12 protein-coding genes and 1 pseudogene are annotated in these 11,924 nt (G+C 27.3%); 1 reads left to right on the forward strand and 12 read right to left on the reverse strand.

The window, feature by feature from the left end:
• Positions 1-261: 261 nt before the first annotated feature.
• The 7 genes and pseudogenes from ACYUDJ_RS11225 to ACYUDJ_RS11255 all read right to left on the reverse strand — a co-directional run bounded on the left by ACYUDJ_RS11225 (position 262) and on the right by ACYUDJ_RS11255 (position 6,461).
• Positions 262-1,220, reverse strand: a pseudogene (locus tag ACYUDJ_RS11225) (helix-turn-helix domain-containing protein).
• Positions 1,221-1,657: 437 nt separating this feature from the next.
• Positions 1,658-2,395 (reverse strand): ABC transporter permease, encoded by a 738-nt coding sequence (locus ACYUDJ_RS11230; protein ID WP_003485024.1) that lies wholly within the window; start codon positions 2,393-2,395, stop codon positions 1,658-1,660.
• Between the two features lie 35 nt (positions 2,396-2,430).
• Positions 2,431-3,177 (reverse strand): ABC transporter permease, encoded by a 747-nt coding sequence (locus ACYUDJ_RS11235; RefSeq protein WP_003485021.1) that lies wholly within the window; start codon positions 3,175-3,177, stop codon positions 2,431-2,433.
• The gene (locus ACYUDJ_RS11240) at positions 3,170-4,090 is read right to left on the reverse strand and encodes an ABC transporter ATP-binding protein (RefSeq protein ID WP_003485019.1); all 921 of its coding nucleotides are present in this window, start codon (positions 4,088-4,090) and stop codon (positions 3,170-3,172) included. Before ACYUDJ_RS11240 ends, ACYUDJ_RS11235 begins: the two co-directional genes overlap by 8 nt.
• 318 nt (positions 4,091-4,408) lie before the next feature.
• A complete protein-coding gene (locus ACYUDJ_RS11245; protein WP_003485017.1) occupies positions 4,409-5,320 on the reverse strand; it encodes a sensor histidine kinase in 912 nt (303 codons plus the stop codon).
• Positions 5,320-6,024, reverse strand: a complete 705-nt coding sequence (locus ACYUDJ_RS11250) for a response regulator transcription factor (RefSeq protein WP_003485015.1) — start codon at positions 6,022-6,024, stop codon at positions 5,320-5,322. Before ACYUDJ_RS11250 ends, ACYUDJ_RS11245 begins: the two co-directional genes overlap by 1 nt.
• 296 nt (positions 6,025-6,320) lie before the next feature.
• Entirely contained in the window at positions 6,321-6,461 is a 141-nt protein-coding gene (locus tag ACYUDJ_RS11255) for a hypothetical protein (RefSeq protein WP_187116474.1), read from the reverse strand.
• 207 nt (positions 6,462-6,668) lie between these two features.
• On the opposite strand from ACYUDJ_RS11255, the gene ACYUDJ_RS11260 reads away from it, so the two are divergent.
• Entirely contained in the window at positions 6,669-7,442 is a 774-nt protein-coding gene (locus tag ACYUDJ_RS11260; protein WP_460289639.1) for a 3'-5' exonuclease, read from the forward strand.
• A 29-nt stretch (positions 7,443-7,471) separates the two neighbouring features.
• On the opposite strand, the gene ACYUDJ_RS11265 is transcribed toward ACYUDJ_RS11260, so the two are convergent.
• From ACYUDJ_RS11265 to ACYUDJ_RS11285, 5 genes are all read right to left on the reverse strand, one after another.
• A complete protein-coding gene (locus ACYUDJ_RS11265; RefSeq protein WP_042384739.1) occupies positions 7,472-7,774 on the reverse strand; it encodes a Dabb family protein in 303 nt (100 codons plus the stop codon).
• Positions 7,775-7,935: 161 nt separating this feature from the next.
• The gene (locus ACYUDJ_RS11270; RefSeq protein ID WP_003485007.1) at positions 7,936-8,772 is read right to left on the reverse strand and encodes an MBL fold metallo-hydrolase; all 837 of its coding nucleotides are present in this window, start codon (positions 8,770-8,772) and stop codon (positions 7,936-7,938) included.
• Positions 8,773-8,993: 221 nt separating this feature from the next.
• Positions 8,994-9,527: a GNAT family N-acetyltransferase gene (locus ACYUDJ_RS11275; RefSeq protein WP_003485005.1), complete on the reverse strand. Its 534-nt coding sequence runs from the start codon at positions 9,525-9,527 to the stop codon at positions 8,994-8,996.
• A gap of 587 nt (positions 9,528-10,114) precedes the next feature.
• Positions 10,115-10,858, reverse strand: a complete 744-nt coding sequence (locus tag ACYUDJ_RS11280; RefSeq protein ID WP_042384737.1) for an AAA family ATPase — start codon at positions 10,856-10,858, stop codon at positions 10,115-10,117.
• 505 nt (positions 10,859-11,363) lie between these two features.
• Complete coding sequence (locus ACYUDJ_RS11285; protein ID WP_003484999.1) at positions 11,364-11,861, reverse strand: HNH endonuclease; 498 nt, start codon at positions 11,859-11,861, stop codon at positions 11,364-11,366.
• Positions 11,862-11,924 lie beyond the last annotated feature (63 nt).

Raw genomic sequence — 11,924 nt, forward strand, 5'->3', positions numbered from 1 at the left:
GGATTTTTTAATTTAAAAGACTACTTATTATATAAGCCTTTAAAAACAATTATAGGGATTAGTTATAATTAACTAATCCCTATTTTAATCTGTGAAAAATATTTTCACCACTCCATAAAGCCTAAACCTGCTCCGATTAGACATTGAAGTTAGTCTATTCTAACTTCAACGCCTAAAAAATGTCCTTGAAAGCTTATAAACACATATATAATATATTAATAAAGAAACAGCTTTCAGAACAATTTACAAATAGTATTCTATTCAAACAAATTTTCTTCGATATTCAGAAGGTGAGCTATTCATAACTTTTTTAAATGCAGAGGCAAATTTACTAGAATTTTCATAACCTACTTTACCTGAAATAACTGTAATACTTTCATTTGTTTCACGTAGCATTAAAGCAGCTACTTGCATTCTGTAAGATCGCATATAAGAATATATTGATGTTCCATAAATTCCTTTAAAATAATTTTTCATAGAAGTTAATGGTATCTCAAATTTTATGGATAAATCTTCTAATGTAAAATTTTTATCTATATGCTCAGTCATATATTTCATAATATTTTTACTATTTCAACCTGCTTTTTAGTAAAATATGGTCGTTCCTCTCCCTTTGCTTTTACATCTACTACACTTAAGAATAATAGCAATTCTAAAATTTTAATTTTAAAATAATTTGTGCGTATTTCACTAGGTACATTATAAAGCTCAGAAAAAATATGTTCAATTGAGTCTTTTGCACGCATAATAAAAGGGGATTCTTTATAACAAAATTTATTATATAATTCTTGCAAATCAATAGAGAATCCCTGAAAAATAGTTGATAATGTTTTTAATGCCTCTTCAATATATATAGCAACCGTGATTCCTTTATAATGACTTAAAGGAAAACCAAATCCAACATTATGATGCTTTCTTCCATTAATCTGCATATCTCCCTCTTGCAAATATATATATGAACTGTTCTGGAATTGCCATTCAATACGCCCTGTTTTGCAATGATCTATTGCCATCATTTTCACCTTTGGAATAAATTCTGAAAAGCAATTCTTCAAGTGGAAATCATTGTAGATTAAATCAATGCCATGGAACACATTGTAACAAGTCATAGTTCCTTCACCAGTAATGTCTTTCATTTTATATACAATACAGTTTTCCCCTCTCTTTATTACAGTAATATTATTACCCAAAGATACATTTTTCTCCATCAGCTTATGCAAATTTAGTCATCTCCTTTTAATATTCTAATAATTTCCTTTAACAAATAAAAAATTCTTCAGTATCTAATAAAAATAGTTAGTATTCTTATTTTAAAGATCCTGTCCTTGTTTTTTAATATAAAAAGTTTCAAAAGTATACCTAGATAACGATATAATTTTATTATAATTTTTATAGCTATTTATATAAAGTTAAATTTAAAATATTAAAAACCTTTTAGTAATATATTTTATCATAGTTTATTATTCCATATTCGACGCTTTCTCTTTATATGTAAATAGAAATGCCCCTTATTGTAGCTTCATTATATATGGTACAATAAGGGGCATTGTTACAATCTAAAAATTCATATAAACACTCTATTTTTTAGAATATTAAAAGAGAAACTTATTTTTTCATTTACCCTTTTAATAGATTAGTATTTCGATAATAATATATCCTATTGTTCTACCTCCATTTTATTTATATACCAACATCCGTATGCAATGCCTCCAACAAACATTACAGTAGCTATTATAACCTGACTTGGCATAATTGAAATATCTTTAATAATTTTATGATGATTACGTATTAGCATGAGATTAGATATAACTGGTAGTGGAAATGGTATAAATGCTCTTACCGCTGGCTCACTTAAAAATATAAAACTAGCTACAAGTTGAATACCAATATATATTATTGGCACAATTATCTTTTTACTTACAATTACCAAAGATGCAGTTACCGTAATCATAAGCATCTGAAAGAAAAAAGCTTTTAAGGTTATCATTAAATGTTTTATCATAACCGCTGTTGTAAGTGTATCTCTAAAAGATATATAATTCATTAATGTAAGCATAAGAAATTCTATAATATATAATAGTAAAGATATTAATACTGCAGAAATAATTTTGGCAACAAAGACTTTCCATCTCTTATGCTTATATGTTAACATAAGTAGCATTGTGTTATTATTAAATTCCCACATAAACATATAAGCAATAAGCATATTTATAGCTGCAAGAAAACCATAGGAAAACACCGTTAAGTTCACCCAGGTAAATAAGTCATCTGCATTTTTCATAACTGCTGTATTTAAAGTTACTGAACTAAATTGAATAACAAGAAATACTCCAATAATTAATGGAATCCAAATTCTTTTAAACTTCTTTAGTTCACATATTACAATATTTAACATAAAAGACCTCCTAATTAAAGATACTATCTATCTTCTTAATAAATGTTAGCTTTTCTATAAAATAACATGCATCCTAAAATGCCTAAAACAAATACAAAAATACCAATATATATATCAGTATTGCTTATTACCATATTTACTGGTATAGGAACCTCTAATATAGGTGTTCTAAGCTTTGCAACGGGTGCCGCTGGTAAAATTGAAAATATATAATCACTATACTTATTTCCTAAAAGATAATTTGCATTTCCTATTATTAGTGCTAAAGAATAAACTGATGAAATTATCGTACTTTTACCCATTAAAGCTACTAAAATTGCCATTGGTACCAGCGCCACTTGAAAAATAAATGAAATAACAAATATTTTAAAATGATTTATAAGAGGTGCTATGCTTAAGGGAGTTTTTAAAAACATAATACCTTTTAAAACTATAAAAATGTAACTCATTAAATAAATAATAGCTATAACTATTATGCTCATTAAAAATTTATTAATAAAAGCTCCAAATCTACCATTAGGATAGGAAAATTCTATAGGTGCTGTTTTATACCTGAATTCTCTAATAAATATAATCCCAATAATGTTGGGGATCACTAATGTAAAAAATATACTAAAAGCTATAAATTCAAATTTAGAAAAGTATCCATACCAATTTAGAGATGACATCATATGTTTATTCATTGTACTAAACTGTAAACAAATTAAGCCCACTAATAAAATAGTAATATAATATCCCGTTCTTTTTAACTTTAAGAACTCACTATATAATCCATCAAGCACCTTGTCCACCTCCAGTAAGTCTTACAAAATAATCCTCCAGAGTATCATTCATAACATTAACTTCATAAACATCTATTCCTTCTGAAATCATTTTTTTTGCAACATCATTTGATTTATCAAGCATCTCGTATATTCTAATTTTATTTGGCTCTATTACTTCATAATCTCTGATATTCATTGATTTTTCTAAGATAGTTATTGCTTTTTTATCATTATTAACTCTTAAATTAATATAATGCCTATTCTTCTTCTCAAAACTTTTGTAATCAATCTCTTCTAAAAGTTTTCCATTATGAATAATACCAATCTTTGTTGCGAGTTGTTGTATTTCTCCAAGTATATGACTTGATACAAGTATTGTTATTTCTTTCTTTTTATTAAGATCTAGCAGCGTTTCTCTCATTTCCTTAATTCCTACTGGGTCAAGTCCATTAGTTGGCTCATCTAATATAAGAAGTTCTGGTTTATGTAAAAGTGCTCTTGCAACTCCCAATCTTTGTTTCATACCTAAAGAATATTTCTTAACCTTTTTCTTTTCAATATCATAATTAGTAAGTCCCACAATTTGTAATGCTTCATCCACATATTCCTTATTAGGAATTCCCATCAATCTTCTATGAATATCAAGATTCTCTCTTGCAGTTAAGTTTGGATAAAAGCCTGGTGTTTCAATTATTGCTCCTATTCTCCCAAAGACCTCTCTATCTCCCATCTTCTTTCCAAAGAGTTCATATCCTCCTTTTGTTGGAGAAATAAGTCCCATAATCATTCTCAAAGTTGTTGTCTTTCCTGCCCCATTTCTTCCTAAAAATCCGTATATCTCTCCTTTTTTAATATTCATATTAATATTATCAACTACAGCTGTAGTACCATATTTTCTTGTAAGATTATAAGTTTGTAATATATTTTCCATCGTTTTTCCTCCCTTTTAATTATGTGATTTTCTCAAATAGCTAAAACTACAAAGTTCTTAAGATTAATAGATGCTTAAAAAATTTATAATTAAATAATTAAGGATTATCCCTCATCCATATTCATAATAAGGGATAATCCTTAAATCCAAACTACGTAATTATTACAAATTTATTAAATTAATTATGTTAAAATAATTCACTAGAATAAGAGATTAAATTAAATGCTTTTAATCTTTTTCTTGAATATTGCATAAGATATAATCCTCTAAAATACTTTATTAAGTTTCACCTAATATTTTTAGTACTTTCGGTCAATTTTAACTGTTACCTTTAGGAATTTTTACTGTAAATATTGTTTTTTCATAAGGTATGCTTTTTGCAGTTATAATTCCATTCATATGCTGGACCATATTTTTTACTATACTAAGTCCAAGGCCGCTACCTTGAAAATTTCTATTTCTAGACTTTTCCCCGGTATATAATCTATCAAAGATATAAGGAAGCTCATTTTTATCAATACCTTTTCCTTTATCCCATATGCTAAGAATTACCCATTTATTATCTTCCTTTAAATCAATACCAATAACTTTTCCTTCATATCCATATTTTAAACTATTTGAAATTAGATTTGTTATCATTCTGCTCATATAGTTTTTATCCCCTAAAGCAAAAATCTCTTCATCACCTATGTTTATCTCAGGTGTTATATTTCTTTCATTTATTTCATTCATAAAAGTAATTATATTCTTTCTTACTATTTCTGATATATTAAATTTTTCAATAGTTATGTCCACATCATTACATTCAAGCTTTGCCACTTGAAAAAACTCTTCCATAAGATCTTTTAAAGCAGTACCTCTTTCTCTAATAATATTAATATATTCTTCCTTCTTTTCTTTTGTAATAGAATTATCTGAAAGAAGATCAACATATCCCATAAGAGCAGTAAGTGGAGTTCTTATATCATGAGAAATATTTGAAATCATTTTTTGGTGATGATCCTTATAATTTTTATTATCAATAGAAATACTCTCATATTTATCAAGAAAAATATTAATTTCTCTAACAAGTTCCTTATTATTTGCACTTAAATTATAAAACTTTATTCTTTCCCTTGAATTTTCTTTAAGAATTTTTTCTAATTTTCCAGTAATTCTTTTAGTTTTTATTTTATCATTTAATAATAGTGTAGATAATATTATTATAATAATTATTAATAACCAATTCATTATCTGTCACCTATTAATTTGTATCCTATTCCCCAAACAGTTTCTATAAGTTTAGGGTTATTAGAGTCATCCTCAATTTTACTTCTAAGTCTTCTCATATGTACTGTTACCGTATTATAATCTGATAAAAATTCTTCTCCCCATACACTATCATATATCTGAACTTTGGTAAATACTCTGTTTGGATTTTCAAAAAAAAGCTTAAGAATTTTCATTTCCTTTGCAGTAAGAGCAAGTTCCTTTCCTCCTTTTGTAACTATATATTTATTCATATTAAATTTTATATCACCATACTGATATATTTTATCTTCATTATTAGCGCTAGTTTCATTATAGTAAATAGCTCTTCTTATATTGGATTTAACTCTTGCTATAAGCTCTGATATTGAAAATGGTTTTACAATATAATCATCCGCTCCCATACCAAGTCCTATTATTTTATCACTGTCTTCTCCCTTTGCAGAAAGTATTATAATTGAAACTTTGCTTTTTTCCCTAATCCTTCTCATTGCCTCAATACCATCCATAACCGGCATCATAACATCCATAATTACCATATGCCACTCTTCACCTTGAAATTTTTCCACAGCTTCAAGTCCATGAAAAGCTTGTCCTGCATCATATCCTTCCTTTATTAAAGATTCTTTTATCATATTATTTATATTAATATCATCTTCTACAATTAATATCTTTATCCTTTCCATAATATCACCTTGTATATTAAACCCCTTTCAAAAATTTATTATACTCTTTCCCTTAATAATATTTTTATGATTATTTAATAAGTTACCTATGTATATAAAAAATCACAAAAGCCTATTACAATTATACAAAATAGTAAAATATTTTTCTATATGTGAATTAAACACACTAAAAGCCCCCATTATGTGAGAGCTTTTAAACTATTATTCTCTCATTGTAAATAAGCATAAGACAGAGACTAACTGCTGTCTTATGCTTATTTATGTTTACTTAACTAAAAAGTACTTTTCTCTAAAAACTATTGTCCATTTGCTTTTAATACATTAGATTGGTGTGTTTGATCTATTGCAGGATTTGAATGTCCTACACTATTGTAGAAATACATATCTAAATGACCGGCCAGACCGTTATCATAAATATCAGTATCACCATAAGGCATTCCAGTTACACCTATAGCAAGTTGGTAATATTTTCTACTTTGAGAAAAACATAATATCATGGGTCTTTTATAGTTCCATGACCAACTAGGAAAATAGTTGTAAGAACTGTTGTAATTAACTTCTTCTTTTGTGTTATTATAGTAATAAATATTTATACAAATACAACATAAAATACTAAATATAACTGATATTTTAGGAGATGAATTATGAACTATATAATATTTGATTTAGAATTTAATCAGGGATATAATAACCACTTTGAAATTAAATGTCCTTTTGAAATAATTCAGATAGGAGCTATAAAGCTCAATGAAGGTTTCACTACCATTGATACTTTTAATGCATTAGTAAAACCTGAAATATATTCAGATTTAAATCCTTTTGTAAAAAATCTTACTAACCTCACAATGGATTCTTTAAATAAAGCAAGACCCTTTAGAGATGTTTACAAAGATTTTTTGGAGTTTTTAAACAAAGAAAATAAAGATAAGAATATTTTCTGTATCTGGGGCATGACTGATATGAAGGAGTTATTTAGGAACATAGTATATTACGAATTAGATACTAAATCTATCCCTAAAGAATACATAAATGTTCAAGCCTATACAGGTAAATATTTAAACTATCCTAAATCTGTTAATATTGGACTTAGTAATGCTGTTGAATTATTCCATATAACTAAAAATAATGATTTTCATAATGCTTTTAATGATGCTTTCTATACTACTGAAGTTTTTAAAAAAATCTACTCAGAAAAAATAAAAACTAAAATATATAAACCAATGAATAATACAACTACTTGTAGACATAAAAATACAAAAACAAAAATAGACACAGTAAACCTCTTTAAACAATTTGAAAAAATGTTTAATACGAAACTCACCTTGCAAGAACAAGATATGATTAAATTAGCTTATATGATGGGAAAAACCAATCAATTTCAAATTAAATCTCATAATAAAACAAAAAAAAGTAGATAAATTTTTTCTACTCTTTTTAGATTATTATTTTACACTTCATAGTCTGTAACTATTCTTTCCTCTTTAACCTTATTAATAAATTCTCCAACCTTTAAATGATCAGGATGATTTTGATATAAATTTAAATCTTCTAGATTTTCAAATTCTGAGTATAAAACAACATCATATGCTTGTTTGGAATCGTTAATGTTTACGCCAACTTCAATTAACTTAAGTACGTCAATTTTATTTTGTAAATCTTCTAAACTTGTTTTTAATATATTAGCATTTTCTAACTTGGATTTTCCTTCAACAAATTCTTTTAGTTTCCACATTACAATATGTTTAATCAAATTTCTCACCTCTTCATTTAATTTTACTATACTTTATTATATATCTTCTAAAATATAATTTTAAAATATCTTTCTTAATATATTTTATATTATATAGAATATATCCAGCCTAAACAAATCTTATTTACAGTTCTACAACAGTTCCAGTACTAAAATCTTATTTACAGTTCTACAACAGTTCCAGTACTAAAATATTCTACTTTCTCACCTAATGTTTTTTTCAGTATCTTATAAGCTGGCTCTCCAGTACAATGACAAGTATAAATATGCTCTACTCCCAAATCAACCAACCTATTTCCAAGGGCTTTAACTTCTTCAGCTTTAATACTCATAGAACTTGTACCGGTAAGTCCCATTAAATGAAATCCTCCAATAACTGCTAAGACTTTCTTACCTTGAAAAGTGGCCTTTACTTCTTTCACAATATTATCTATACCACCGTGAGAACAACTATTTAGAATTACCAAACCATCATCAGTGTCAAACACTAAACTTTGCTCATGATGAAAATCATCAGGCTTTAATCCATTCTTTGTCATACGATACATATGAGCTTTTTTGCCTCTAACTTCTAGATTATCAGTTTTGTGTGATATAAGATGCACACCCTCATGAATTTTATAATCTCCATGTACATAAATAAACCTATCTGCATACTTATCTAAAATACCTTTTGGGATACCAATATAGCGCTTAAATGGTCCTATTTTACCATAACATAATTCCTTGGCTTCCTTTCTAACATACACATTAGCTTTCTTATTTCTATCAAAAAAACCATTATAACCACCAGAGTGGTCATAGTGACTATGAGAAAGAATTGCAGCATCTATCATGCTCAAATCCACACCTAACTTGAGAGCATTGTCAGTAAAAGTATTTGATGCTCCTGTATCTAAAAGATAGCGCTTACCATTATATTCAATATAAACAGCTAGTCCATGTTCTCCTATGAGTTTAGAGTTAGATTTATTTTCTATAAGTGCAATTAACTTCATAAATAGTCCTCCCTTTGTAAAATATCAACAAAGTAAATACCCAACACGCAACAATACATTCAACTGCCAAAATCATTTTTTCCCTCCCAATATAAGTTTTCTTCGCCTTATTTGCCTATTATGAGTCAATTATACTATATTTTCTAATATCTCATTATTTAGTTTTTGTTGTTACATAAAATAATAAAGTTATGTACTACACTCTATACGTTTATATTAATTTATTTAAACGACGATTTATCTAAATTTAATTTATAATATAATAATTCTACACCAAAATGTTCCTCTATTCCTTTATATTCAAATCCTATTTTCTTAATAACATTACTTGATCTATTATTATTAGGATAGACTAATGCAACTACATGATTTAGTTTAAAGTTTTCAGATAAAAATTCAATTGCAGCCATTGAAGCTTCAGTGGCATAACCCTTTCCCCAGAACTTAGAATCAAAAGCATATAACAATTCTGTTTCTTTTGTATCTTCAAGAATATTAAATCCACACTGACCTATAAGTTTATTAGTCTCTCTATTTGTTACAGCCCAAACACCATAATTATTTTCAACCCAATGTTTTTCAAAATTTTTCATTATAAGTATAACATCCTCTGGACTTTTTCTTTTTCCGCTCCCAAGCCACATACTAACTTCTTCTTGCTTTAAAATATCATAATAATCTTCAAAATCACAAATCTCAAATTTTCTCAAAAGCAATCTTTTAGTGTAAATCTCGTTAGATTTTTTATTATTCATTTTTAAATTTTCCCCCTATTATATAAATAATCTGCATTTTACAGTATATTACTATTTTTATATTATATTGTAGTAATCATATCATATTTATATAATTTAATTTTACATTCTTTTAAAATAAATGTAAAATCACTCCATCTTTTAGCACCACATTATTCAATTATCAAATGACATTATTCATATTTTCATATTCAATAGTTACGTCGCTTTAATTTCAATTTGCGTTATTATATAAAACCTCATCTGTTTTTATTATCCACAATATACTAGCGTCGAACAGTGTTCCTCAGTTCTTCTTTCCATAATCCGGTATCATCTAATTAAATAGTATAATTATATGACATATATTCGCATAAAGACGGTGAAAAAGCAGGATGGCTCAGCCAATCAAGGCAAAGCTATCCTGCTTCTACATAAAGCATATTTTATTTAGTGAGATCTATATACTCAAAAGCAATATCTGCCATTTTAGCTTTATTAACTTCCTTTCAATAAAAATTATGTAAGTAATATACTCCTAAAAAAAACCACACTTCCCTTTCAAAAATATTATTTCTGGTAATGGTAATACAATTCAATAAAGAGATTTACTCTTCAGATAAAAGTATTTTTAGCATTTTTTCAGGTTTATCAAGGAAATTTCTTGTGATTTTATAATGTTCAGTATCCTTGTACATCACTTCTTTTATACCATCGCTTAATTCATAAATGATTGAATCTGGATAAGACATTATTATAGGGGAATGAGTAGCTATTATAAATTGAGAATTTTTCTGTATTAATTCATGCATTATAACAAGCATAGACATTTGCCTTGATGGAGACAATGCTGCTTCTGGCTCATCCAAAATATATAAACCGCTTCCGCTAAATCTATTTCTAACAACTGATAAAAAAGATTCTCCATGAGACTGTGAATGTAGTGATACTCCCCCATATGGATCTAAATCATCTATTTCATATATTTCATCTATATTTGTAGCCACATTATAGAAGCTTTCTGCTCTTAGAAAAAAACCATCGTATGGTCTTTTAACTCCTCTAACCAATTTAAGGTTTTTATATAGATCTGAATGAGTATCATTTGTTGAAAAATTAAAATTTCTAGTTCCACCTTCTGGATTAAAACCACATGCTATAGCAATAGCTTCAAGTATTGTTGATTTACCAGTACCATTTTCACCTACAATATATGTCACTTTGGGATGAAACTCTATTCTAGATAAATCTTTTATTGCTGATAAGCAATATGGATATTCAGAAAATGACTGTATTCTTTCTCTGCATAATTCAACATATCTTAAATATTGATCCCATTTCGTTAAATTCATTTGTTGCACCTCCACAAATGATATAGATAACAATTAAATACAAAATGTTAATAGCAACAAGGCGTTATACCTTACTGTTTTACCTTAACTAATAGTAATTATATCATGTTTTCTAACTTCAAATGACCATTTTCTGTAATAGATAAAATAAGCCTATCTGCAGGGTATATTTTAACTAATATTGGGACTAGATAATCTCTTTGTAGGCCTAGAAAAAAGCGGCTTATTTGTTGGGCATAATGATGCTTGCCAAAACAAATCGCAAAGTTTTGCAAATTTTACCAACCAATATATATCATGAATTATATGATACTTTAGAAGAAAACACACTAGGGAAAACTAAAAAAATCAAAAATATTTTAAGTTTTTCTTGAAAACAACTATCCCCAAATGTGGCTTAAGTAAAAATTCAATTGAATGTCTAAAAATTTCTTATCTTTATCAGGGTCCAAATGCTCTTTAGCTTTTTAATAATATTTCTAGTATTTTCAACATACAACAACTATTATTTATACTTTTTTAATACACTTCTAATAACTCCTGCTAATGTTGCTGAATTTAGATAAGGGTGACCATAATGAAATGTTGTTTTCTCGATTTGCTCTGTAACTATTTCTTTAAACTTATTAATATCCTTTATATTTCTTACTTCAAACTCCTCTTTCAATGATTTATTATATTCTTTTATCCCTTGTATTGCCCAAAATGTATCATAAAATGTCGTCCCATATGCACTAAGCCAATCCCACATAATCTCTGGATCTGTGACATTAGGATTTTCTAAATGACATCTGTGACAAAGTAGCACAAGATTTGAAGGTTTATCTTCACCTCCTAAAGAGTGTGGAATAATATGACATCTTTCCAATGATTTTTTACATCCGCATCTCCAGCATCTTTCATGTGCCTCAGATGCATCTACACTTAATCTACATTCATCTACTCTAGAAAACCAATAATTCACAATTTCCTCTTTTGGAGTTTTAATTTTTTCTCTTTTCATATTAATAGCCTCCTAAAATCTTAGTTAGCATAAAACTTTTTACACCATTTGATATTATTTTTT

The organism is Clostridium sp. CTA-6 (assembly GCF_054768115.1).

What these genes read in the sequence shown, in the direction of transcription:
- ACYUDJ_RS11250 (WP_003485015.1), bottom strand. Translation starts at nt 6,024, where the DNA reads ATGGAAAGGATAAAGATATTAATTGTAGAAGATGATATTAATATAAAT.
- ACYUDJ_RS11275 (WP_003485005.1), bottom strand. Translation starts at nt 9,527, where the DNA reads ATGAATAATAAAAAATCTAACGAGATTTACACTAAAAGATTGCTTTTG.
- ACYUDJ_RS11240 (WP_003485019.1), bottom strand. Translation starts at nt 4,090, where the DNA reads ATGGAAAATATATTACAAACTTATAATCTTACAAGAAAATATGGTACT.
- ACYUDJ_RS11245 (WP_003485017.1), bottom strand. Translation starts at nt 5,320, where the DNA reads ATGAATTGGTTATTAATAATTATTATAATAATATTATCTACACTATTA.
- ACYUDJ_RS11230 (WP_003485024.1), bottom strand. Translation starts at nt 2,395, where the DNA reads ATGTTAAATATTGTAATATGTGAACTAAAGAAGTTTAAAAGAATTTGG.
- ACYUDJ_RS11255 (WP_187116474.1), bottom strand. Translation starts at nt 6,461, where the DNA reads ATGCCTTATGGTGATACTGATATTTATGATAACGGTCTGGCCGGTCAT.
- ACYUDJ_RS11270 (WP_003485007.1), bottom strand. Translation starts at nt 8,772, where the DNA reads ATGAAGTTAATTGCACTTATAGAAAATAAATCTAACTCTAAACTCATA.
- ACYUDJ_RS11260 (WP_460289639.1), top strand. Translation starts at nt 6,669, where the DNA reads ATGAACTATATAATATTTGATTTAGAATTTAATCAGGGATATAATAAC.
- ACYUDJ_RS11280 (WP_042384737.1), bottom strand. Translation starts at nt 10,858, where the DNA reads ATGAATTTAACGAAATGGGATCAATATTTAAGATATGTTGAATTATGC.
- ACYUDJ_RS11285 (WP_003484999.1), bottom strand. Translation starts at nt 11,861, where the DNA reads ATGAAAAGAGAAAAAATTAAAACTCCAAAAGAGGAAATTGTGAATTAT.